Source organism: Leifsonia sp. Leaf336, assembly GCF_001423695.1.
Lineage (GTDB): Bacteria > Actinomycetota > Actinomycetes > Actinomycetales > Microbacteriaceae > Leifsonia.
On sequence record NZ_LMOZ01000002.1, the window covers coordinates 947,219 to 969,500 of the forward strand.

General features: G+C 70.7%; 22 protein-coding genes. 17 read left to right on the top strand and 5 right to left on the bottom strand.

Annotated features, from left to right (window positions below):
• The first annotated feature begins 19 nt into the window (after window positions 1-19).
• The 5 genes from ASF88_RS20140 to ASF88_RS13360 all read left to right on the top strand — a co-directional run bounded on the left by ASF88_RS20140 (window position 20) and on the right by ASF88_RS13360 (window position 6,333).
• Window positions 20-280 (top strand): YlxR family protein, encoded by a 261-nt coding sequence (locus ASF88_RS20140; protein WP_082518957.1) that lies wholly within the window; start codon window positions 20-22, stop codon window positions 278-280.
• Between the two features lie 118 nt (window positions 281-398).
• Window positions 399-3,167, top strand: a complete 2,769-nt coding sequence (gene infB, locus ASF88_RS13345; protein ID WP_055919223.1) for a translation initiation factor IF-2 — start codon at window positions 399-401, stop codon at window positions 3,165-3,167.
• 77 nt (window positions 3,168-3,244) lie between these two features.
• Window positions 3,245-3,682, top strand: coding sequence for a 30S ribosome-binding factor RbfA (gene rbfA, locus ASF88_RS13350; RefSeq protein WP_055919226.1), 438 nt, complete (start codon window positions 3,245-3,247; stop codon window positions 3,680-3,682).
• A 141-nt stretch (window positions 3,683-3,823) separates the two neighbouring features.
• Window positions 3,824-5,944, top strand: a complete 2,121-nt coding sequence (locus ASF88_RS13355; RefSeq protein WP_055919228.1) for an acyltransferase family protein — start codon at window positions 3,824-3,826, stop codon at window positions 5,942-5,944.
• A 98-nt stretch (window positions 5,945-6,042) separates the two neighbouring features.
• Window positions 6,043-6,333: a YciI family protein gene (locus ASF88_RS13360; RefSeq protein WP_055919230.1), complete on the top strand. Its 291-nt coding sequence runs from the start codon at window positions 6,043-6,045 to the stop codon at window positions 6,331-6,333.
• A gap of 13 nt (window positions 6,334-6,346) precedes the next feature.
• On the opposite strand, the gene ASF88_RS13365 is transcribed toward ASF88_RS13360, so the two are convergent.
• Window positions 6,347-7,219, bottom strand: a complete 873-nt coding sequence (locus ASF88_RS13365; RefSeq protein ID WP_055919233.1) for an A/G-specific adenine glycosylase — start codon at window positions 7,217-7,219, stop codon at window positions 6,347-6,349.
• Between the two features lie 50 nt (window positions 7,220-7,269).
• On the opposite strand from ASF88_RS13365, the gene ASF88_RS13370 reads away from it, so the two are divergent.
• Window positions 7,270-7,860 (top strand): hypothetical protein, encoded by a 591-nt coding sequence (locus ASF88_RS13370; RefSeq protein WP_055919236.1) that lies wholly within the window; start codon window positions 7,270-7,272, stop codon window positions 7,858-7,860.
• Between the two features lie 41 nt (window positions 7,861-7,901).
• On the opposite strand, the gene ASF88_RS13375 is transcribed toward ASF88_RS13370, so the two are convergent.
• Both ASF88_RS13375 and ASF88_RS13380 read right to left on the bottom strand, forming a co-directional pair.
• Window positions 7,902-8,903 (bottom strand): ketopantoate reductase family protein, encoded by a 1,002-nt coding sequence (locus ASF88_RS13375; protein WP_055919238.1) that lies wholly within the window; start codon window positions 8,901-8,903, stop codon window positions 7,902-7,904.
• 100 nt (window positions 8,904-9,003) lie between these two features.
• A complete protein-coding gene (locus ASF88_RS13380) occupies window positions 9,004-10,521 on the bottom strand; it encodes a DHA2 family efflux MFS transporter permease subunit (RefSeq protein ID WP_055919240.1) in 1,518 nt (505 codons plus the stop codon).
• 86 nt (window positions 10,522-10,607) lie between these two features.
• On the opposite strand from ASF88_RS13380, the gene ASF88_RS13385 reads away from it, so the two are divergent.
• From ASF88_RS13385 to ASF88_RS13435, 11 genes are all read left to right on the top strand, one after another.
• Complete coding sequence (locus ASF88_RS13385; protein ID WP_055919243.1) at window positions 10,608-11,246, top strand: TetR/AcrR family transcriptional regulator; 639 nt, start codon at window positions 10,608-10,610, stop codon at window positions 11,244-11,246.
• Complete coding sequence (gene truB / locus ASF88_RS13390) at window positions 11,243-12,166, top strand: tRNA pseudouridine(55) synthase TruB (RefSeq protein WP_055919245.1); 924 nt, start codon at window positions 11,243-11,245, stop codon at window positions 12,164-12,166. Before ASF88_RS13385 ends, truB begins: the two co-directional genes overlap by 4 nt.
• Complete coding sequence (locus tag ASF88_RS13395; RefSeq protein ID WP_055919248.1) at window positions 12,163-12,531, top strand: hypothetical protein; 369 nt, start codon at window positions 12,163-12,165, stop codon at window positions 12,529-12,531. The genes truB and ASF88_RS13395 overlap by 4 nt, the downstream gene beginning before the upstream one ends.
• Before the next feature lie 57 nt (window positions 12,532-12,588).
• Window positions 12,589-13,110 carry a hypothetical protein gene (locus tag ASF88_RS13400; RefSeq protein ID WP_055919254.1) on the top strand — a complete coding sequence of 174 codons (522 nt, stop codon included), beginning with the start codon at window positions 12,589-12,591 and terminating at the stop codon, window positions 13,108-13,110.
• Window positions 13,107-14,051: a bifunctional riboflavin kinase/FAD synthetase gene (locus tag ASF88_RS13405; RefSeq protein ID WP_055919257.1), complete on the top strand. Its 945-nt coding sequence runs from the start codon at window positions 13,107-13,109 to the stop codon at window positions 14,049-14,051. The genes ASF88_RS13400 and ASF88_RS13405 overlap by 4 nt, the downstream gene beginning before the upstream one ends.
• Window positions 14,048-15,262: an MFS transporter gene (locus tag ASF88_RS13410; protein WP_082518959.1), complete on the top strand. Its 1,215-nt coding sequence runs from the start codon at window positions 14,048-14,050 to the stop codon at window positions 15,260-15,262. The genes ASF88_RS13405 and ASF88_RS13410 overlap by 4 nt, the downstream gene beginning before the upstream one ends.
• 65 nt (window positions 15,263-15,327) lie before the next feature.
• On the top strand, window positions 15,328-16,302 hold the full coding sequence (locus tag ASF88_RS13415) for a sugar-binding transcriptional regulator (protein WP_082518960.1): 975 nt from the start codon (window positions 15,328-15,330) through the stop codon (window positions 16,300-16,302).
• Window positions 16,299-17,339, top strand: coding sequence for a deoxyribose-phosphate aldolase (gene deoC / locus ASF88_RS13420; protein WP_055919260.1), 1,041 nt, complete (start codon window positions 16,299-16,301; stop codon window positions 17,337-17,339). Before ASF88_RS13415 ends, deoC begins: the two co-directional genes overlap by 4 nt.
• A 16-nt stretch (window positions 17,340-17,355) precedes the next feature.
• On the top strand, window positions 17,356-18,879 hold the full coding sequence (locus tag ASF88_RS13425; RefSeq protein ID WP_055919262.1) for an aldehyde dehydrogenase family protein: 1,524 nt from the start codon (window positions 17,356-17,358) through the stop codon (window positions 18,877-18,879).
• Window positions 18,876-19,736 (top strand): aldehyde dehydrogenase family protein, encoded by an 861-nt coding sequence (locus ASF88_RS13430; RefSeq protein WP_055919269.1) that lies wholly within the window; start codon window positions 18,876-18,878, stop codon window positions 19,734-19,736. The genes ASF88_RS13425 and ASF88_RS13430 overlap by 4 nt, the downstream gene beginning before the upstream one ends.
• A gap of 52 nt (window positions 19,737-19,788) precedes the next feature.
• On the top strand, window positions 19,789-20,382 hold the full coding sequence (locus tag ASF88_RS13435) for an SGNH/GDSL hydrolase family protein (RefSeq protein WP_055919272.1): 594 nt from the start codon (window positions 19,789-19,791) through the stop codon (window positions 20,380-20,382).
• Window positions 20,383-20,398: 16 nt separating this feature from the next.
• On the opposite strand, the gene ASF88_RS13440 is transcribed toward ASF88_RS13435, so the two are convergent.
• On the bottom strand, window positions 20,399-21,757 hold the full coding sequence (locus tag ASF88_RS13440; protein ID WP_235493443.1) for a M20/M25/M40 family metallo-hydrolase: 1,359 nt from the start codon (window positions 21,755-21,757) through the stop codon (window positions 20,399-20,401).
• The gene (locus ASF88_RS13445) at window positions 21,754-22,281 is read right to left on the bottom strand and encodes an O-acetyl-ADP-ribose deacetylase (RefSeq protein WP_055919273.1); all 528 of its coding nucleotides are present in this window, start codon (window positions 22,279-22,281) and stop codon (window positions 21,754-21,756) included. The genes ASF88_RS13440 and ASF88_RS13445 overlap by 4 nt, the downstream gene beginning before the upstream one ends.
• Between the last annotated feature and the right edge of the window lies 1 nt (window position 22,282).

Sequence of the window (22,282 nt, forward strand, 5' to 3'; positions counted from 1 at the left end):
GAGATGCGTGAGGGGTAAGATGGAAGCCGTCAGAACGTGCGTCGGATGCCGTTCTCGCGCTCCCCGGTCCTCTCTTCTGAGGGTCGTTCTCCGGAATTCGGAAGTCGTGGCGGACCCGTCCGCCACTCTCCCCGGACGGGGCGCGTGGCTGCATCCGGTCGACGAGTGTCTCGATCTCGCACTCACGCGCAGAGCCTTCGGGCGAGCGCTGAGAGCGGAGGGGAGCCTCGACCCGACGGCCATCCGGGCCGCACTGCGACCCCTCCCGGGGCCGCACTGAGAGAACAGGCTGAAGAAGCAGTGACTTCACATGAGTGACAACCGATGAGCGGCTCGAAATGAGTTCCGTCCGCAACTAACGCCTGCCCTGTCCGGGGTAGGCCCCAGACAGGAGAATTGTGGCTGCAAAACCACGCGTACACGAGGTCGCGAGCGAGCTCGGCGTCGACAGTAAAGTCGCGCTCGCGAAACTCAAAGAGATGGGCGAGTTCGTCAAGGGACCGTCCTCCAGCATCGAGCCGCCGGTAGCACGCAAGCTGCGTGCCGCTCTGGAGGCTGAAGGCTTCACCGCCGACAAGGCAACCGCCGCACCGAAGGCGGAGGCTCCTCGCCCCGCTGCTCCGCGCCCTCAGGGGTCGAGCGAGCCCGGCGCGCCCAAGCCGCAGGCGCCGATGTCGGTCGCCGAGCGTCAGGCCGCCGCAGAGAAGGCCGCTGCCGACAAGGCCGCCGCCGAGAAGGCCGCTGCCGAGACGGCGGCGCCCGCCGCTGCGGCCGCAGCCGCTCCCAGCGAGAAGGCCGCCCCGTCGGCTCCGCGCCCCGGTGGCGCGACCCCCGCCGCGGGGAGCATCCCGCGCCCCGGCGCCCCGCGTCCGGGCAACAACCCGTTCTCGTCGAGCCAGGGCATGGGTCAGCGTCCGAGCACCCCGCGTCCGGGCAACAACCCGTACTCCAGCTCGCAGGGCATGGGCCAGCGCCCGAGCCCGGGCAACATCCCGCGCCCGGCCCCGCCGCGTCCCGGCTCGCCGCGCATCGGCGCACCCGGTCAGGGCGGTGGCAACCGTCCCGGTCAGCGTCAGGGCGGCGGCGGAGGACGTCCCGGCTTCCAGCAGCGCCCCGGTGGTGCGGGCGGAGGAGCGGGCGGCGGCTTCCAGCGTCCCGGTGGCGGCACGGGTGGCGGCTTCGGCGCCCCGCGTCCGGCAGGCGGCGGTGGCCGCGGTCGTGGGCCCGGCGGTGGGACCGCCGGCGCGTTCGGTCGTGGCGGTGGAAAGTCCAAGGCCCGCAAGTCGAAGCGCGCGAAGCGTCAGGAATTCGAGATGCGGGAGGCCCCGTCGCTGGGCGGCGTGAGCGTCCCCCGCGGCGACGGCGGCACCGTCATCCGACTGCGCCGCGGCTCCTCCATCTCCGACTTCGCCGACAAGATCGACGCGAATCCGGCCTCGCTGGTCACCGTTCTCTTCCACCTGGGCGAGATGGCGACCGCGACCGAGTCGCTCGACGAGGCGACCTTCCAGATCCTCGGTGAGGAGCTGGGCTACAAGATCCAGGTCGTCTCGCCCGAGGACGAGGACCGCGAGCTGCTCGAGGGCTTCGACATCGACCTCGACGCCGAGCTGGAGGGCGAGTCCGACGAGGACCTCGAGATCCGGCCTCCGGTCGTCACCGTCATGGGTCACGTCGACCACGGTAAGACGCGCCTCCTCGACGCCATCCGCAACGCGAACGTCGTCGCGGGCGAGGCCGGCGGCATCACCCAGCACATCGGTGCGTACCAGGTGTGGACGGAGCACGAGGGCATCGAGCGTGCCATCACCTTCATCGACACCCCGGGTCACGAGGCGTTCACCGCCATGCGTGCCCGCGGTGCGCAGGTCACCGACATCGCGATCCTCGTGGTCGCGGCCGACGACGGCATCATGCCGCAGACGATCGAGGCTCTGAACCACGCCCAGGCGGCCAACGTGCCGATCGTGGTAGCGGTCAACAAGATCGACAAGCCGGAGGCCAACCCGGCCAAGGTGCGTCAGCAGCTCACCGAGTTCGGCCTGGTCGCCGAGGAGTACGGCGGCGACGTCATGTTCGTCGACGTCTCCGCGCGCAACGACATCGGCATCCAGGACCTCCTGGACGCCGTGCTGCTCACCGCCGACGCCGGTCTCGACCTTCGTGCCAACCCCAACAAGGACGCACGCGGTGTCGCGATCGAGGCCAAGCTCGACAAGGGCCGCGGCGCTGTGGCGACCGTGCTCATCCAGTCGGGAACGCTGCGCGTCGGCGACGCGATCGTCGCGGGCACCGCATACGGACGTGTGCGTGCGATGGCCGACGAGAACGGCGACCCGGTGCTGGAGGCGGCTCCGTCGCGTCCGGTCCAGGTGCAGGGCCTCTCGAGCGTCCCGCGAGCCGGCGACACCTTCCTCGTCACCGAGGAGGACCGCACGGCCCGTCAGATCGCCGAGAAGCGTGAGGCCGCCGAGCGCAACGCCCAGCTGGCGAAGGCCCGCAAGCGCATCTCGCTCGAGGACTTCACCCGCGCTCTGGAAGAGGGCAAGGTCGAGGCGCTCAACCTCATCATCAAGGGCGACGTGTCCGGTGCCGTGGAGGCGCTGGAGGAGTCGCTCATGAAGATCGAGGTCGACGACTCGGTCAGCCTGCGCATCCTGCACCGCGGTGTCGGCGCGATCACCGAGTCGGACATCGACCTGGCGACCATCGACAACGCGATCGTGATCGGCTTCAACGTCCGCCCGGACGTGAAGGCGCGCGAGCGTGCGGCCCGCGAGGGCGTGGACGTCCGGTTCTACTCGGTCATCTACAACGCCATCGAGGACATCGAGAACTCGCTGAAGGGCATGCTCAAGCCCGAGTTCGAAGAGGTCCAGTCGGGTGTGGCCGAGATCCGCGAGGTGTTCCGCTCCTCCAAGTTCGGAAACATCGCCGGTGTCATCGTCCGGTCCGGAACGATCACGCGCAACGCCAAGGCGCGCGTCATCCGCGACGGCGTCGTGGTGGGGGACAACCTCGCCATCGAGTCGCTGCGCCGGTTCAAGGACGACGTCACCGAGGTCCGCACCGACTTCGAAGCCGGTATCGGCCTCGGCAAGTACAACGACATCCAGGTCGGCGACGAGATCGAGACCACCGAGCTGCGGGAGAAGCCCCGCGTCTGATCGGAGGCACGTGAGGCCCGGCGGGAGACCGCCGGGCCTTCGGCTTCCGCACCAGAATCACTGAAGGAGATACAGCCATGGCCGATCCGGCACGCGCGAGGAAGCTCGCCGACAGAATCAAGGTCATCATCGCCAAGCGGCTCGATCGCGGTCTGCGCGACCCGCGCCTGGGCTTCGTGACGATCACCGATGTGCAGGTGACGGGCGACCTCCAGCACGCCACGGTGTTCTACACGGTGTACGGCACCGACCAGGAGCGCGCCGACACGGCCGCCGCACTGCAGGCGGCCACCGGCATGCTGCGCACCGAGGTCGGCAAGAACATCACGGCCCGGCTGACGCCGACGCTGGAGTTCCAGCTCGACGCCATCCCCGAGAACGCTGCGCACATCGAGGACCTCCTGCGTCAGGCGCGCGAGCGCGACACCGAGGTGGCCGGTCTGGCCGCCGGTGCGAGCTACGCGGGCGAGGAGGACCCGTACGTCAAGCCGAGAGACGACGACGACGAGGACTGACGTCTACCAGACACGAGAATGACCCGGTGGTGATCCGCCGGGTCATTTTCATGTCACCACGCGAGCCGAACGCGGCCTCCATTCAGATGAAAGCACTAACATTTAGAATCTGTTCTCTGTCAGTGGATCTGAAGGATACCCGTGGCTTCCCGCTTCCGTCTCGATATCGAAGGGCTCCGTGCCGTCGCTGTGCTGCTCGTGGTCGCGAACCACGCCTGGCACTGGCCGACGGGAGGGTACGTCGGTGTCGACATCTTCTTCGTGATCTCGGGATATCTGATCACCCGAGCGCTCCTGCACGAGAAGGAGAAGACGGGCGGGATCGCGCTGGGGCGCTTCTACACGCGACGGTTCGCCCGGCTCGCCCCCGCCGCCATTGCGACCATCGCTGTCTCCGCGGTCGTGTCGAATCTCCTCTTCTTCGGCGCCACGAACGCGACCTGGAATCAGCAGGCTTTCGCATCGCTCGTCTGGGTGCAGAACTGGTTCCTCGTCCAGGCCGGGACCGTCTACTTGAACACGAGCGGTTCGGTCTCGCCGTATCAGCACTTCTGGTCCCTCTCGGTGGAGGAGCAGTTCTATGCGTTCTGGCCGTGGCTGCTGATCCTGGCGTGGGTCGTCGCCACCGCTCTCGTGAAGGGGCGTGATCCTCGCCTGCGGCAGACCGTCCTCGTGCTCGGGATCGTCGGCTTCGCGGCCTCCTTCGCCTTCTCGGTCTGGTTCACGGAGTCCCGCCCCGCCTCCGCGTACTTCGCCACACCGACCCGCATCTGGGAGTTCGCGGTCGGGGTGATCATCGCCACCGGCTTTCTCAGCGCGACGCGCCACTGGTCACGGGTCGCCCTCCGAACGGCCGGATTGGCGGCGATCGCGGTCGCGGCCGTGTTCTTCGACGCGGCGACACCGTTCCCCGGCGCTGCAGCCCTCGTGCCCGTCCTCGGAACCGGTGCGATCATCGTCGCCGCCGAACGTGCCACCAGCGACCGCGACTTCGGTCGGGTTCTGACGCTGCCACCCGTTCGCTACATCGGGCGGATCTCCTACTCCCTGTACTTGTGGCATGCGCCGATCCTGGTCTTCGCCGCCGCTCTGTTCCCGACGGAAGGGTTCTTGCATGGGCTGATCTGTGTGCTGATCTCGCTCGCCGTCGCGGCCGCCTCCTATCGGTTCATCGAAGATCCGGCGCGGCACGCGCGTGTGTGGAAGAGTATCCAGGCGTGGCTGACCCAGCGTCGATCGTGGAGTCGCATCGGCGGTTTCGCAGTAACGGCCCTGCTCGTCGCCCTGCTGACGGCGCAGCAGCTCCGCGGGTCCCCGCTCCCGCCGATCCCCAGCCCGGTCCAGGCGGCATCCCCGGTGAAGGCGTGGTCGTCGATCGACGAGGTCGCCGCCGCGCTCGAGAAGTCGGCGCGATCCGCGTCCTGGACGTCCTTCGCGAGCGAGCTGTCGGCCCCGCTCACCGGGGTCGACTACCGCGGCTGCTTGCGCGACGCGGTCGGTCTCGCCCCGCTGTCGGCGGACAGACTGAGCCAGACCTGCCTTCCACGCGGAGGAGGCGGCTCGCACACCGCCATCGTGGTCGGGGACTCCATCGCCCTGAGTTGGGTGCCGGCGATCGAGCGGGCGCTCGGTCCGGGCTGGAGGGTCGGGGCGTTGGGGCTGCAGGGCTGTCCGTCCGCGTCGGCTCCCGTGCGCGAAGTGCGCGATCGGGGCACGTTCGTGGAGGACTGCGCGCGTGCTCGCAGTGCGGACCTGGCGGCCATCGCGGCCGCCCAGCCCGATCTGATCGTGATGTCGAGCGGTATCGGATCCTTGCGGTTGCTCGACTCCGGCAGCACCGGTGCCGCGGCCGCTCTCGAATGGCGGCAGGCGACACTCAGCAGCATCGAGAGCGTGCGATCTGCCGGTGCGCCTGTCGTGGTGATCGGCAGCCCGCCTGAAGGCAAGCGTCCAGCCGATTGCGCGGTCACCGTGGCGGGCCCGGATCGCTGCGTGGCGACGATGAGCCCGGACACCCTCACCAAGCGCGATGCTGAGCAGAGCGCCGTCGCCGACGCGGTCGCAGCCGGCATGACCGCCGCCTACGTCGACCCGGATGCATGGTTCTGCACACCGGACGGCTCGTGCCCGGTCGGCGCAGGCGGCCAGCTCATCCGGGTCGATACCAGCCACCTCACGGCGGCGTACTCGGCGTCGCTCGGCGTCCTCATGCGCTCGGCGCTCAGCGACGCAGGTGTGCTCTCTGCGACGGAAGCGAAGTAAGGGAGCCGGGTCAGGGCGACGGTCCGAACGCCCCCGTGCGGCGGCCGCGCGCAAGAAGCTGCTGGCGTCGTTCGCGCAGACCTTCGTACGCTGAGGTCATGTACGCCGTTTCGTTCTACGACGCCGACCCCGATGCCGGGCCGGAGCACTTCCAGCGGCTGGTAGACACCTACCCGCGCCACAAGGCCTACCTCGACGAGTTCGCGAAGGGCGGCGAGGTGCTCATGATCGGCACGTTCGGCGACCCAGGGACTCAGGGGTCGATGGCGATCTTCCGGTCGAGGGAGGCCGCCGAGCGATTCCGAGCCGATGACCCGTTCTGGACCGAGGGGCTCGTGTACCGCTCGCGCATCCTCGACTGGAATCCGGCGGTGTTCGCGGAGACGTGACACCCGCGGCGCGTCAGCTCGGCAGCGTGTACCCGTCGCCCTCGGCGACGGCCAGGCCGTCCTCCAATAGCCCGCGCAGCGCGCGGTCGCGCTGCGGGGCGTCGGGCCAGACCGCTGCGAGTTCCGCCGGGGTGACGGGGATGTGCGACGCGCGCAGCTCGGCGAGGATGCGCCCGCGCACCTGGCGGTCGCTGCCTTCGTACTTCTTCTGCACCGCTTTGCGGGGGCCCTCGTAGGCCGGATAGCCGGCCGCCCTCCACGCGCAGCGCTGTGCCAGCGGGCAGTCGTCGCAGCGCGGCGAACGGGCCACGCAGACGATGGCGCCGAGCTCCATCATCCCGGCGTTGAACGCCGCCGCCGCAGGGAGGTCGTGGGGGAGCAGCGCCGACATCGCAGCGAGGTCGCGGCGTGCGCTCGGCGGAGGTGGCTCGCCCTGACCATCGACAGCACGGGCGATGACGCGCCGGATGTTCGTGTCGACGACGGGATGCCGGGCGCCATAGGCGAAGACGGCCACAGCGCGCGCGGTGTAGTCGCCGACGCCCGGGAGCGCGAGCAGAGCCTCCACGTCGTCGGGGACGACCCCGCCATGCCGTTCGGTGATCGCGACGGCGGCGGCGTGCAGCCACAGCGCCCGCCGCGGGTAGCCGAGCGACTGCCAGGCGCGCACCGCCTCCCCGGGCGGCACGGCGGCGAGATCGGCGGGTGTCGGCCACCGGGTCAGCCATTCCTCGAGGCGTGGGATCACGCGGGAGACCGGTGTCTGCTGCAGCATGAACTCGCTGACGAGCGTGCCCCACGCGGTGAAGCCGTCACGCCGCCACGGGAGGTCGCGCCGATTGGCGTGATACCAGTCCACCACCGTGGAGGCGAACGTCTCGGGCATGCTTCGAGGCTACCGGCTCGCCCGCGCCGCTGACGGCTTATGCTCATCGCATGATGCTGCCTCCGACTCCGCGGGTGCTCGCGCTGCGCGAGATCGTCGGGGAGGTGCGTTCGCTCGCCTCCCGCGGGCGTGTGATCGTCGCCGTCGACGGTGGCGGAGGCACGGCCTCGTTCGCCGACGACCTCGCCGAGGTGTTCCGTGAGGCTGGATCCGACACCCACCGGGCGTCCGTCGGCGACTTCCATCGCTCGCGTGCCGATCGCACGCTGCTCGGCCCCGAGACTCCGACGGGCTACTATCGCGACGCCTTCGACTACGGGACGCTGCGGCGGGTGCTGATCGACCCGTTCCGGATGGCGGGCAGCACCGGATTCCAGACGACGGCGTTCGACGAGGCGCGCGACGTCCCCGTCGGGAGCAGGTGGGAGACGGCCGGCCCCGACGCCGTGCTCGTGATCGACGGCGAGTTCCTGCTGCGACCGGAGCTGCGACGCGAGTGGAACGCGTCGGTGCACCTTGTGAACGCCCCCGAGCGCGCGATCTACGAGGAGGACGCGCGGCCACGCGATTTCGCGACCATCCTCGTCGACGACTCCGATCCGCTCGCGCCCGTGCGGGTGCCGCGGGCCGACGAGGCGTGATGGCGTGATGGCGTGATCGGCCGATCCAGGCGCCGCGTCGATCAGAGCAGCGGCTGCAGGCGGCGCGCGACGTCCGCGGGCGCGATGAAGGCGTGGGCGGCCTCCACTTCGTGCACGAGCGCGGTGAGAGCGGCATTGACGGGCGCTTCGCCGCCGATCGCCCTGGCCTCCTCGACGACCGCACCGTTCAGGTAGTCGATCTCGCTGGGTTGTCCGCGGCGGATGCTCTGGAGGGTCGAGCCGGGGTTCGGTGTCGCGCCCATCCGCCTGCGCATCAACAACGGCACGACCTGCGCGGCCCAGCGCGGAGCGGAGGCGACGAACCGCAGGATGCGGTCGTCGAGGCCTTGGATGCTGCCGAACCGGACGCCGCGGGCGATGCCGACGCGCACGGCCTCCTGGAGGCTCGCGGTGATGATCGGGCGAAGCGTGCGGCTGCCGAGGGTCTCCTGCGCGCTCAGCCCGGTGATGGCGGGCATCGCGTTCACCTGGTTGACCATGAGCTTCGTCCACTGGCAGCCGGTGAAGTTGTCGACGGCGAAGCTGGGCATCGCGGCGTCGAGGATGTGCGCGGCGTCGACGGCCGACTGCGGAGGCTCGCCGTCGCCGACGCCGAGGTAGGTGTTGGCCGTCGTCGTCACGCTGACCCGGCCGGGGGAGAGATAGCTGGCGGCGTAGAGCGCGAGAGCGCCGACGCACTCGGATCCGGGCAGCAGCTCGGTCGCGAGCCGCAGGCCGGCGAGACCGTTCTGCACGACGACGACGGTGATGCCGTCGAGGAGGCCGGCGTTCTCGCGGATGGCGGACTCGGCGTCCTGTGCCTTGGTGCACAGGAAGGCGAGCTCCGGGCGGGTCTGCAGCCGCTCGGCCGCTGCGACGCGCGCGGTGTGCGTGCCCCAGCCGCCGTCGAGGCGCAGCCCGTCGGCGCGGATCGCGGCGAGGTGGTCGCCGCGGGCGGTGACCTCCACGAGATGGCCGACACGGTCGAGGAGCGCCGCGATCGTCCCGCCGATGGCTCCTGCTCCGATCACGCCGATACGCACGCGCTCCAGCCTATGCCGCGCGCACGACGGCGAACGACTCGACCCGACGTGCCGCCGCGGTTCTGACTGTGACGGGGCGTCGGGGCGAATCGATGGGAGGTCAGTCGGCGAGAACGGGTGCGGGCTCGGCGGTGGCCTCGGCCTGCGCGGCGGGCGGGAGGTCGCCGACCCCCGCTTCGTCGTGCGCGACGGCGGCGGCCAGGGCGGCAGCGCGGCGGCGGCTGGGCAGGGCGAGCGCGATCACGGCCGCGATCGCCAGCGCCCCGGCTCCGACCCACACCGCCGGGATCGCCGCATCGACATAGCCGGTCGGCGTCAGCGTGCCTCCCGCGCCCGTGAACACTGCCGTGAGCACGGCCACACCGAGGGCGACTCCGATCTCGCGCAGGGTGGAGTTGGCTCCCGACGCCTTGGCGTGGTCGGCCGTGCGCATGTTCGCCAGCACCGCCGTCGAGCTCGGTGCGAAGACCAGGCCCATCCCGACGCCCGCGAGCAGGAACGGCGGCCACATCTGCGAGTACGGCAGATCGGCGGAGAGCGTGCCCGCGATCCAGGCCATGGCGCCGGCCAGGAACACCAGCCCGACGACGATCGGGAGGCGCGTGCCCGTGCGGCCGGAGACCAGACCGGTGAGCGGCGCCACGACCATCGGCGCGAGCGTCCACGGCATCGTCATCACGCCCGCCTCGAGCGGAGTGTGACCCTGCACCACCTGGAGGAACTGGATCAGGATGAAGATCGCGCCGAAGATGCCGAAGCTGAACGTCATACCGACCAGGTTCGCCACCGTGAAGCTGCGGTCGCGGAACAGCCGCAGCGGCAGCAGCGGGGCGGACGTGCGCGACTCCCAGAACACGAAAGCGATCAGGAGCGCGCCTCCGGCGATCAGGGCGAACAGGACCTCTGCGCTGTCCCAGCCCGCGTCGTTGCCGCGGACGATGCCGTAGACCAGCCCCAGCACGCCGGGTGCGGCCAGTAGGAGGCCGACGATGTCGGCGCGCACCCGGTCGCCGAAGCTGTTCGGGAGGGCGAGCAGGACGAGCGGCACGGCGATCACGCCGAGCGGCACGTTGAGCCAGAAGATCGCCTGCCAGTTCCAGCCCTGCACCACGGCGCCGCCGATCAGCGGGCCGAGGGCGACGCCCAGGCCCGAGATGCCTCCCCAGATGCCGATGGCGGCCGGTCGCAGCCGCTGACTGACGCTCCCGGCGAGCAGGGTGAGCGACAACGGGAGGAGCGCCGCTGCGCCCGCGCCCTGCACGGCCCGGGCGGCGATCAGCATCCACGGCTCGGTCGCCAGGGCGCTGGCCGCGCTCGCCAGAGTGAAGACGACGATCCCGCCGAGGAACACCGAGCGCCTGCCGAGCCGGTCGCCGAGCCCGACGGCCATCAGCATGAGCGTCGCGAAGCTGAGCGTGTAGGCGTTGACCACCCACTGCAGCTGCTCGATGGAGGCGCTGAGATCGCGGGCGATGACCGGCAGGGCGCTGGTGACGACGAGGTTGTCGAGCGTCGCCATGAACATGGGGAGGGAGGCCGCGACGATCGCGAGCCAGACGGGGATTCGGCGCGAGGGACGAAGAGCAGCGCCTGCGTTGCCGGAGCGGGTAGTGGTCATGGGACGCATCGCTTCCTGGAGGATCGGCTTGTTAGTAATCGAATGATTACATCGCACTTTAGTAATCGACTGATAACCTGTCAACCATGAGTTCCGCGATCAGTGAACGGATCCCCTCGGCCGAACGGCGCGAGCAGATCCTGGGTGCGGCGAGCCTCGTCTTCGGGGAACGCGGCTACTTCGGCGCCACCACCGACCAGATCGCGAAGGCGGCCGGCATCAGCCAGCCCTACGTGGTGCGCATGTTCGGCAGCAAGGAGAACCTCTTCGTGGAGGTGCTGCAGCGTGCGCTCGACAAGCTGATGGCGAGCTTCCAAGACACCATCGACGGCTGGAAGGCCGACGGCTCTCCGATCGGCGAGAACGGAGCGGTGGGGGAGCACCACGAGATCGGCCGCCGCCTCGGGCTCGCGTACGTGAACCTCATCGAGGACCGCGGCATCCTGCTCTCGCTCATGCAGGCGTTCGGGATGGGCAACGACGCCGTCATCGGCGGGCGCGCCAGGGAGGGCTTCCTCGCCATCTACAAGATGGTGCGCGACCAGGTCGGCTTCTCGCCCGACGAGGCGCGCACCTTCCTCGCCGAGGGCATGCTGCTGAACACCCTCCTCGGCCTCAAGCTGCCCGCGGAGTACGGCAAGGACGTCTGCGCCACCGAGATCATCGAGTCCACGTTCCGCACGAAGCTGCAGCTTGTCCTGGACGTCGCCGGCGAGAACGCATGACCGGCAGCGGTCTCATCCTGGTCGACAAGCCGGGAGGCTGGACGAGCCACGACGTCGTCGCGCGCGTGCGCCGGCTGGCGGGCACCCGCAAGGTCGGCCACGCCGGAACCCTCGACCCGATGGCCACCGGTCTCCTCATCCTCGGCCTCAACTCGTCCACACGGCTCCTCACCTACATCGTCGGCACCGACAAGGAGTACCTGGCGACCATCCGGCTGGGCGCCACGACGACGACGGACGACGCCGAGGGCGAGGTGACGGCCGAAGCCGATCCGGCCGCGGTCGCCGCGGTGACCGATGAGGCCATCGCAAGCGGGATCGCGGCCCTCACCGGCGAGATCGAGCAGGTCCCGAGCTCGGTCAGTGCCATCAAGGTGGACGGCAAGCGCGCGTATGCGCGCGTCCGGGCGGGGGAAGAGGTCGTCCTCCGGCCGCGGGCGGTCACGATCGAGCGGTTCGACCTCCTCGAGGTGCGTCGCCTGCCCGGCGACATCGCCCCGGTCGCGATCGAGCTGGACGTGCGCGTCGTGTGCTCGTCCGGCACGTACATCCGATCGCTCGCGCGCGACCTCGGCGCCGGGCTGGGCGTCGGCGGTCATCTGACGGCCCTCCGGCGCACGCGCGTCGGGCCCTTCGACGTGCGGGACGCGGGCGAACTCGATACCCTCGATCCCGGTGCCGCCCTGATTCCCGCCGCCCAGGCCGCCACCGAGCTGTTCGAGAGGCTGGAGCTGACCGAGCAGCAGGCGATCGATCTCACGCACGGTCGCCGCATCCACGTCGCGGACCGGGAGGGCGCTTCGGGCGCACCCGTCGCGGCCATCGCCCCGGGCGGCGCCCTGGTGGGACTCATCGAGTTCCGCGGAAAGGAAGCCAGGACGCTCGTGAACTTCCCCACCGACGAGATCGCCTCCGCATGATCGAGTGGTTCGTGGCGCTGCAGGTCGGCGTCGCCGTGATCGCCGGCGTGCTCTGCCTGGTCCTCGGCCTCGCCGGGCGCGTGCCCGGAGACCTCACGATGGGCGCGGTGGCGCTGGTGGAGCTGCTCCTCATCGTCCAGTTGGTGATGGCCATCGTCGCGCCGCTCGCCGGCAACCCTCCGACCGGCAGCCTCGCCGAGTTCTACATCTATCTGATCTCGGCGCTGCTCCTCCCGCTCGCCGGAGGCTTCTGGGCATTGATCGAGCGCAACCGCTGGAGCACCGTGATCCTCGGCGGGGTGTGCCTGGCCATCGCGGTCATGGTCTACCGGATGGGGCAGATCTGGTTCGTCCAGGGCGCCTGAGCCGGCGCGGCTGAGGCGGCCGACAGCATCGATACCGCGCGAATAGAATCGATACCGATGTCACACCACACCATGTCCGCTCGCGCGCACACCGACGACCACCGACCGCGGCGCCGCATCTCCGGCGTCGGCCGGGTCCTCGTGTTCGTCTACGGCGTGCTCGCGCTCGCGGCCACCGGTCGCAGCGTCTTCCAGATCATCGACCGCTTCCACGAGGCGCCCGTGGCGTTCTCGTTGTCCGCGCTCTCGGCGGTGGTCTACATCGTCGCCACGATCGCGCTCGTCGCTCCGGGGAGGGTCTGGTACCGGGTCGCGTGGATCACGATCAGCTTCGAGCTGGCCGGCGTGCTGATCATCGGCGCGCTGAGCCTGTTCGCGCCGGAGGTCCTCGGCCTCCACGACATCGACCCGTTCGGCCGCGACGCGACGGTCTGGTCGGTCTTCGGGATGGGCTACCTGTTCATTCCGCTCGTGCTGCCCGTGCTCGGCCTGTTCTGGCTCTCGAAGCACCACCCCGCAGCCGACGCCTCCGATGCCTCCGATGCCTCCGATGCCTCCGACGACGGGGCGCGTTCGTGAAGGTCTTCGACGGCGTCGCGGAGGTGCCGGACGGGTTCGGTCCGAGCGCTGTCACGATCGGCAAGTTCGACGGCGTGCACACCGGGCACCGCGCCGTGATCGGCCGCCTGCGCGCCGTCGCCGCCGAGCGGGGGCTGACCGCGACGGTCATCACGTTCGACCGCAACCCTCTGGAGATTCTGGCTCCCGAAAAGTGCCCGGCGTCGCTGGTGAGCAACCGGCAGAAGCTCGAGCTCCTCGCCGAGACCGGCATCGACGCCACGCTGATGGTGACCTTCGACCGCCCGCTCGCCGACCTCCTGCCCGAGGAGTTCGTGCACCGCATCCTGGTAGACCGCCTGCACGCGGCCGCGGTCCTCGTCGGCAGCGACTTCCGCTTCGGTGCCAAGGGAGCAGGCGACGTGGCGATGCTGAGGTCGCTGGGCGAGCGCTACGGCTTCACGGTCGAGCTGATCGACGACGTGCGACCCGAGCACGGCCGCCGGGTGTCGTCCACCTGGATCCGCGACCTGCTGGCCGACGGCGATGTGCGCCATGCCGCCGAGCTGCTCGGCACCGTGCCGACCGTGCGCGGCGTCGTCGTGCACGGAGCCGCGCGCGGCCGCGAGCTGGGCTTCCCCACGGCCAACCTGTCCCCAGAGAACGAGGGCCTCATCCCCGCCGACGGCGTGTACGCCGGCTGGCTGACCGACGACGACGGCACGCGCTACCCCGCCGCGATCTCGGTCGGGAACAACCCCACCTTCGAAGGCGTTCCGCAGAAGCAGGTGGAGGCCTACGTCCTCGACCGCGAGCTCGACCTCTACGGGCACACAGTCGATGTCGCGTTCGCCGAGCGCATCCGCGGCATGGTCGCCTACTCCGGCATCGAGCCGCTCATCGCCCAGATCGCCGCCGACGTCGAGGACGCCCGTCGCATCCTGACCGCCGAGCGCGCGTGACGGCAGGGCTGGAGGCACGCCCGCTCTGGCGCGGCCGCACGATCGCGCTGCTCGGCATCCTGCTGGTCGCGGCCAATCTCCGCACTGCGGTCGCCGCGCTGTCGCCGATCTTCTCGGAGATCCGGACGGAGTTCCCGGTCTCGGCCGTGGGCGTCGGCCTGCTCGGGATGCTGCCGCCGGTCTGCTTCGCGCTGTTCGGCCTCCTGACGCCGGTCTTCACGCGGCGGCTCGCCCTGGAGACCGTGCTGCTGATCGCGCTCGGCGTCATGCTGGCCGGGCATCTCCTCCGGGCGACCGCCGGCTCGTTCGCCCTGCTCGCGATCGGCTCCGCCGTCACCTTCGCGGGCATGGGCGTCGGCAACGTGCTCCTCCCGCCGCTGGTGAAGCGCTACTTCCCCGACCGGATCGGCCTGGTGACGGCGCTGTATGCGACCGTGATGTCGCTGAGCACCCTGATTCCGCCTCTGGTCGCCGTGCCGGTGGCGGACGCCGCGGGCTGGCACGTCTCGGTGGGGATGTGGGCGCTGATGAGCGTGCTCGCCATCCTCCCGTGGTTGCGCATCGTCGTCACCCACCGGCCGGCGCATCCCGCTCATGACGTGGAGGTCGAGGAGGCCGACCATTCGATGGTGGCCCGGGTCTGGCGCTCGGGACTCGCCTGGGCGATGGCGGTGGTGTTCGCGGTCTCGAGCCTCAACGCCTACGCGATGTTCGCGTGGCTGCCGGAGATCGTCCACGACATCGCAGGGACTCCGCCCGCCGAGGCGGGCGCCCTCCTGTCGATCTACGCCGGCATGGGGATCCCCGCCGGGCTGCTGGTGCCGCTGCTCGCCGCTCGGATGCGCAACGTGGCCGTGCTCGTCTACGCCGGCGTCGCGTTCTTCCTCGCCGGCTACGCCGGACTGATCCTGGCTCCGGGCACGGCGACGTGGCTGTGGGTGTCGTTCGCGGGCCTCGGGCCGCTGCTCTTCCCGTTGACGCTCGTGCTGATCAACGTGCGCACCCGCACGCACGCGGGGTCGGTGGCGCTGAGCGGCTTCACCCAGGGGCTCGGCTACACGCTCGGGGCGCTGGGCCCGCTCGCGGTGGGCGTGCTGCACGAGCTGACCGGAGGCTGGACCGTGCCGCTGGTGGTACTGGCCGCGACCGCGCTCGCCGCCGCAGCGGCCGGGGCCGTGGTAGCGCGTCCGGTGCCGCTCGAAGACCGCTGAATCACTGGGTCTGCTCATTTGAGCGAACCATGCGCAAGCGTTGCACGCCGCCCTAAGCTGGTCGGGTGGCCCTGAACGATACTGACGAGATCCTCGCCGTCAAAGCCGCAGAGCTCTATTACGAGGCCGGCAAGACCCAGGACGAGATCGGCGTCGCCCTCAACGTCTCGCGCTGGAAGGTCGGGCGGTTGCTCGTAGCGGCGCGCGAGCACGGCTTCGTGCGCATCGAGATCGTGCACCCGAGTGCGCGCCGGTTCTCGCTGGAGCGCGAGCTGTGCGGGTTCTACGGGCTCGACGACGCCGTCGTCGTGCCGGCCGCCGAGTCCGACTCCGACGTGCAGGCGCGCGTCGCGCAGGCCGCAGCCGACTATCTGACCACGCTGCGGCCGGTGCCGCGCACGCTCGGTGTGAGCTGGGGACGCACGTTGCACGCCGTCGCCGCCCGGCTCCGCCCGGGCTGGGCCGTCGGTGTCAACCCGGTGCAGATCAACGGGAGCGTCTCCAGCACCCGCCAGGCGACCGCCGCTGCCGACACCGCCGTGGTGATCGCCCGCAAGGCGCAGGGCACCGCGACGCTCCTCCCGAGCCCGGCGATCTTCGAGCACGCGGCGACCCGTCGCGCCATCGAGGCCGACCGGTCGGTGCAGTCGGTCCTCGAACTGGCGCGCAGCGCCAACGCCTACCTCTTCAGCGCGGGAGTCGTCGACACCAGCTCGGTGCACGTCGACTCGGGCTACCTGTCGTCGGACGACGTCAGGGCGCTGGCCGACAAGGGCGCCGTGGGCGACGTCGTGGGCCGCTTCATCGACGGCGACGGCCAGGTCGCCGATCCCGAGCTCGACGGCCGCACACTCGGGCTCAGCCTCGACGAGCTCCGCAACGCCCGCACCTCCATCGCGGTCATCGCGGGGGAGGCCAAGCACCGCGTGGCCCACGCCGTGGTCGCCAGCGGGCTGTGCACGACGATCATCACCGACGAGTCGACGGCGAACGACCTCCTCGGCCGCACCGTGCCGAGTGAAAGGAACGAACTCACATGACCATCGAGACCACACCGCCCGTGCGCACGCTCGCGCCGGCGGCCCGCGCCGTGGAGGTGCTGGGCGGCGACCTCACCGAGGGGTCGCTCCGGCGCTACCTCGGCGGCATCCCCGGAGTCGACGCCGTCGGGCTGGAGCAGCGCGCCGCCGGGCTGGGCACCCGCTCCATCAAGACCACCAGCAAGGCCTGGGCGCTCGACAAGGTGATCGAGCTCATCGACCTCACGACGCTCGAGGGCGCCGACACCCCCGGCAAGGTCCGCTCGCTCGTCGCCAAGGCGCTCACGCCCGACCCGAGCGACCTCACCGCGCCGCGTCCTGCCGCCGTCTGCGTCTACGGCGACATGGTGCCGTACGCCGTGGAGGCGCTCGGCGCCGCGCACGCCGGCCGCGTCATGCGCGAGACAGGTCAGGCCGGCGGCATCAACGTCGCCGCCGTCGCGACCGCGTTCCCGAGCGGCCGTGCCTCCCTGCCGGTCAAGCTCGCCGACACGGCCGACGCTGTCGCAGCGGGTGCGGACGAGATCGACATGGTCATCGACCGCGGCGCGTTCCTCTCCGGGCGCTTCGGGCTCGTCTTCGACGAGATCGTCGCCGTCAAGGAGGCCTGCCGTCGCGACGACGGCAGCTACGCCCACCTCAAGGTGATCCTCGAGACCGGCGAGCTGAACACCTACGACAACGTCCGCCGGGCCTCCTGGCTGAGCATCCTCGCCGGCGCCGACTTCATCAAGACGTCCACCGGCAAGGTCTCGCCTGCCGCGACGCTGCCGGTCACCCTCCTGATGCTGGAGGTCGTTCGCGACTGGCACCGCCTCACCGGTGAGGAGATCGGAGTGAAGCCCGCCGGCGGCATCCGCTCCTCCAAGGACGCCATCAAGTACCTCGTCACCGTCGCCGAGACGGTCGGCGAGCGCTGGCTACAGCCGCACCTGTTCCGGTTCGGCGCGTCCAGCCTCCTGAACGACGTGCTGCTGCAGCGCCAGAAGCTGCGCACCGGCCACTACTCCGGCGCCGACTACGTGACGATCGACTGAGACGGACGACAACACCATGAGCTTTCTCGAGTACGCACCGGCCCCCGAGTCGCGCGCGATCCTGAACCTGCGCGACCAGTACGGCCTCTTCATCGACGGCGAGTTCGTCGACGGCCACGGCACGCCGTTCCAGACCATCTCCCCGGCGACGGAGGAGCGCATCGCGACCATCGCGACCGCCGACTCCGCCGACGTCGACCGTGCCGTCGCCGCCGCGCGCCGTGCCTACGACCGCGTCTGGTCGCGCATGAGCGGCAGCGACCGCGGCAAGTACCTGTTCCGCATCGCCCGGATCATCCAGGAGCGCGCTCGTGAGCTCGCCGTCGCCGAGAGCCTCGACAACGGCAAGCCGATCAAAGAGAGCCGCGACGTCGACGTGCCGCTCGTCGCCGCCTGGTTCTTCTACTATGCGGGCTGGGCCGACAAGCTCGAGCACGCCGGCCTCGGCCCCGCGCCGCGCGCCCTGGGCGTCGCCGCGCAGGTCATCCCGTGGAACTTCCCGCTGCTCATGCTGGCGTGGAAGATCGCCCCCGCACTCGCTGCGGGCAACACCGTCGTGCTCAAGCCGGCCGAGACCACGCCGCTGACAGCGCTGCTGTTCGCGGAGATCGTGCAGCAGGCCGACCTCCCCGCCGGCGTGGTCAACATCGTCACGGGCGCGGGCGAGACCGGGCGCGACCTGGTCGCGCACCCGGACGTGAACAAGGTCGCCTTCACCGGCTCGACCGCAGTGGGCCGCGAGATCGCACGCTCGGTCGCGGGCACCGAGAAGAAGCTGACACTGGAGCTCGGCGGCAAGGCGGCGAACATCGTCTTCGACGACGCCCCGATCGACCAGGCCGTCGAAGGCATCGTCAACGGCATCTTCTTCAACCAGGGTCACGTCTGCTGCGCCGGCAGCCGCCTGCTGGTGCAGGAGAGCATCCACGACGAGGTCGTCGACCGTCTCAAGCGCCGGCTCTCCACGCTGCGCCTCGGCGACCCCCTCGACAAGAACACCGACATCGGCGCGATCAACAGCGCCGAGCAGCTGCAGCGCATCCGCGAGCTCTCCGACATCGGAGAGGCGGAGGGCGCGGAGCGCTGGACCGCCGAGTGCGCCATCCCCGAGAACGGCTTCTGGTTCGCTCCGACGATCTTCGACAACGTGTCGACGAGCCACCGCATCGCGCGCGAGGAGATCTTCGGCCCCGTGCTCTCGGTGCTCACGTTCCGGACGCCCGCCGAGGCGATCGCGAAGGCGAACAACACGCCGTACGGCCTCTCGGCCGGCATCTGGACCGACAAGGGCAGCCGCATCCTGGCGGTGGCCGACAAGCTGCGGGCCGGCGTCGTCTGGGCCAACACGTTCAACCGCTTCGACCCGGCAAGCCCCTTCGGCGGCTACAAGGAGTCGGGCTACGGCCGCGAGGGCGGTCGCCACGGTCTGGGCGCCTACCTGGTGCCGGGCCGGTCGGTCCCCGCCGCGATCACCTCGGCGCGCACCTCCGCCGCTCGCACCTCCACCCGCACCTCCACCCGCAAGGGAGTCACGAAATGAGCCGACTGGCCGTGCCGAAGACCTACAAGCTCTACATCGGCGGCAAGTTCCCCCGCTCCGAGTCGGGTCGCACCTACGAGGTCGTCTCGACGAAGGGCGCGTTCCTGGCGAACGCCGCGAAGGCCTCCCGCAAGGACGCCCGCGACGCTGTCGTCTCCGCGCGCGCCGCGCTCTCCGGCTGGGCCGGCGCGACCGCGTACAACCGCGGTCAGGTGCTCTACCGCATCGCCGAGCTGATGGAGGGCCGCAGGGCTCAGTTCGTCGACGAGATCCAGAAGGCGGAGGGCGCTTCGGCCGCCACTGCCGGCGCGCAGGTGGACGAGGCGATCGATCGCTGGGTCTGGTACGCGGGCTGGGCCGACAAGTTCGCGCAGGTCGCCGGCAACGCCAACCCGGTTGCCGGTCCGTACTTCAACATCTCGGTTCCGGAGCCGACCGGCGTCGTCGCGATCGTCGCCCCGCAGGACTCCAGCCTCCTCGGCTTCGTGAGCGCGGTCGCGCCGGCCCTTGTCGCGGGCAACACGGTGGTCGTCGTGGCGAGCGAGCGCTTCCCGCTCTCGGCGATCAGCCTGAGCGAGGTGCTCGCGACGAGCGACGTGCCGGGAGGTGTCGTCAACATCCTCACCGGCTCGCCGGCCGAGATCGCTCCGTGGCTGGCCTCCCACGCCGACGTGAACGCACTCGACCTGGTCGGCGCGGGCGCCCTCGAGTGGGTCGACCTGCAGATCGCCGCAGCGGACACCCTCAAGCGCGTGCTCACCCCGGAGAACGGTCCGGACGCCGCGGCTCCGTCGCTCGACCGGATCGCGTTCTTCACCGAGATCAAGACCGTCTGGCACACCAAGTCGCTGCTTTAGAGTCACCTGTGGCTCCCTTCCCGCACCCCCTCATCTGAGGGAGGATGGGAAGATGAGCGACGGGTGGGGATCGGAACACGGGGTGCTCGCCCTGGTGGGCGACAGTCTGACGCAGGGCGGCGATTGGGCGGCGTGGCTGCCGGGTGAGGACGTCCGCAACCACGGAGTCGCCGGCGACACGACGGACGACGTCATCGCCCGGCTGAACGCCGTGATCGACGAGCAGCCCGCCACGGTCGCGCTGTTGATCGGCACCAACGACCTCGCCTGGCGGCGGTCGGCCGAGCACGTCGTGCGCAACATCGAGACGATCCTGGTGACCCTGCGCAAAGAGCTGCCGGAGGCGCGCATCCTCGTGCAGTCGGTGATGCCGCGCGGCCACGAGTTCGCCGACCAGATCCGCGACATCAACCGTCACCTCTGGCAGTTCGCCCCGACCGTGCACGCGGCGTGGCTCGACCTCTGGCCGGCGACTGCTTTGGAGGACGGCGAGTTGAACCCGGCGTTCACCGACGACCGCCTCCACCTGAACGACGAGGGGTACCGGGCGTGGCTGAACGAGCTCATCCCCGGCCTCGAACGCGCCAGGCAGCTGCCGCCGAACAGCCGGGCGATCCAGCTGCCCGACCTCGGCGGGGCGGCCTGACCTCCGGCCGCCGCGATCAGAGCGACCGCAGCAGCGCCTCGTAGAACCGGATGCCTCGCAGCCAGGTGGCGACGCGGATGCGTTCGTTCCTGGCGTGGAGGGTGCCGCGTTCCTCCGAGCTCATCTCGAAGGGCGTGAACCGGTAGACGGCGTCGCTGATCGTCGTGAAGTGCCGGCCGTCGCTGGCGCCGAGCATGATGTACGGCGTCACCACGGCGTCCGGGTGCACGGCTGCGACCGCCGCGGCGACGTGCTCCCACTGCGCGCCGGAGGTCGGCGACACGGGTGACGGCTCGTTGGCGTCGACGGCCTCGATCCGCACGCGCGGGTCGTGGACGGCGTTCTTCAGGTGCTCGAGGGTCTCCGCCACGCTCGAGCCGACGGCGATCCTTACGTTGACGACGGCCTCCGCCGTCTCGGGCAGAGCGTTCGCGGCCAGGCTGCCGCGCAACTGCGTGACGGCGGTGGTGGTGCGCACGATGGCGCGGGTCTCGTCGCTCAGCCGGGCGAACACCGCGCGCAGCACCGGCTGGAGGCGGCGCGCCCGTGAGAACACGAAGTGCAGGGGACCGTTCGCGTGCGCCCCGAGGGTCTCGACCATCCGCAGATTCGTCTCGGTCAGCCGGGCCGGGAACGGGTGCGCGTTCACCCGGGTGATGGCCCTGGCCAGGCGGACGGTGGCCGTCATCCGCGGGGGAGTCGACGCATGTCCGCCCTGCTGCTCGACCGTGAGCCGGATCGTGGTGATGCCCTTCTCGCTCACGTCGACGACCGCGATGGGCTTGTGGACGCCGGGGAACACCTTCTCGACGACCGCCCCGCCCTCGTCGACCACGATCGCCGGGCGGATGCCGCGGTCGTCGAGAGCGGCGACGATGGCGCGCGCGCCGGAGCCGACCGTCTCCTCGTCGTGGCCGAAAGACAGGTACACGTCGTTCTCGGGAGTGAAGCCGTCGGCGAGGAGGGCCTCCACGGCCTCCAGGATGGCGACGACCGCGCCCTTGTCGTCGAGCGTGCCGCGGGACCAGAGCAGGCGTTCGTCGCCGTGCCCGGTCAGCTCGGCGGCGAACGGCGGATGCTCCCAGCCCTCCGCGGTGGCGGGGACGACGTCGTAATGGGCGAGGAGGACCGCGGGGGCCGCGGCGGCGTCCCGACCACGCCACCGGTAGAGGAGGGCGTGCCCGCCGTCGCCGTGCTGCTCGCGCTCGAGCGCGGCGTGCAGCAGCGGATACAGGGTCGGGAGCGCGGACACGAAGTCGTCGAACGCGGCCCAGTCGGTCTCCTCGACCGCAGTGCGCGACATCGTGGGGAGGCGGAGCAGCGTGCGGAAGCGCTCGAGGGCGGCGGCGTCGGCGGCCTCCTCGGCGGCCGTCACTCTCCGGCCGCCCGGCGGAACGCGGACAGCGCGTCGTCGGTGAAGAGCACGAAGCGAACGAGCTCGACGGAGCCGACACCCGAGGACAGCACGGCGCGCACGGTGCTGACCGCGATGCGTGCGGCGTCGTCCATCGGCCAGCCGTAGACCCCGGCCGAGACCGCGGGGAACGCGACGGTGACTGCGCCGAGCTCGCGGGCGACCCGCAGGGACGAACGATAGGCGTTCTGGAGGTCGGGCGTGCGGTCCTCGTTCCGCGCCCAGACCGGCCCGACGGTGTGGATCACCCACCGGGCGGGGAGGTCGCCCGCGGTGGTCGCGACCGCCTGGCCGGTCGGGAGGCCGTCAGGCAGCGTCGTGGCGCGCAGCTCGCGGCAGGCGGCGAGGATCGTCGGACCGCCGCGCCGGTGGATGGCGCCGTCCACGCCGCCACCGCCGAGCAGCGAGCTGTTCGCCGCGTTGACGACGGCGTCGACGGCCTGTTCGGTGATGTCGCCTCGGACGATCTCGATCGGGTCCGACACG

Coding starts and splice junctions, on each gene's coding strand:
- ASF88_RS13385 (WP_055919243.1), top strand. CDS start 10,608: ATGAGTTCCGCGATCAGTGAACGGATCCCCTCGGCCGAACGGCGCGAG.
- ASF88_RS13360 (WP_055919230.1), top strand. CDS start 6,043: ATGTACGCCGTTTCGTTCTACGACGCCGACCCCGATGCCGGGCCGGAG.
- truB (WP_055919245.1), top strand. CDS start 11,243: ATGACCGGCAGCGGTCTCATCCTGGTCGACAAGCCGGGAGGCTGGACG.
- ASF88_RS13380 (WP_055919240.1), bottom strand. CDS start 10,521: ATGACCACTACCCGCTCCGGCAACGCAGGCGCTGCTCTTCGTCCCTCG.
- ASF88_RS13425 (WP_055919262.1), top strand. CDS start 17,356: ATGAGCTTTCTCGAGTACGCACCGGCCCCCGAGTCGCGCGCGATCCTG.
- rbfA (WP_055919226.1), top strand. CDS start 3,245: ATGGCCGATCCGGCACGCGCGAGGAAGCTCGCCGACAGAATCAAGGTC.
- ASF88_RS13370 (WP_055919236.1), top strand. CDS start 7,270: ATGATGCTGCCTCCGACTCCGCGGGTGCTCGCGCTGCGCGAGATCGTC.
- ASF88_RS13395 (WP_055919248.1), top strand. CDS start 12,163: ATGATCGAGTGGTTCGTGGCGCTGCAGGTCGGCGTCGCCGTGATCGCC.
- ASF88_RS13365 (WP_055919233.1), bottom strand. CDS start 7,219: ATGCCCGAGACGTTCGCCTCCACGGTGGTGGACTGGTATCACGCCAAT.
- ASF88_RS20140 (WP_082518957.1), top strand. CDS start 20: ATGGAAGCCGTCAGAACGTGCGTCGGATGCCGTTCTCGCGCTCCCCGG.
- deoC (WP_055919260.1), top strand. CDS start 16,299: ATGACCATCGAGACCACACCGCCCGTGCGCACGCTCGCGCCGGCGGCC.
- ASF88_RS13435 (WP_055919272.1), top strand. CDS start 19,789: ATGAGCGACGGGTGGGGATCGGAACACGGGGTGCTCGCCCTGGTGGGC.
- ASF88_RS13400 (WP_055919254.1), top strand. CDS start 12,589: ATGTCACACCACACCATGTCCGCTCGCGCGCACACCGACGACCACCGA.
- ASF88_RS13430 (WP_055919269.1), top strand. CDS start 18,876: ATGAGCCGACTGGCCGTGCCGAAGACCTACAAGCTCTACATCGGCGGC.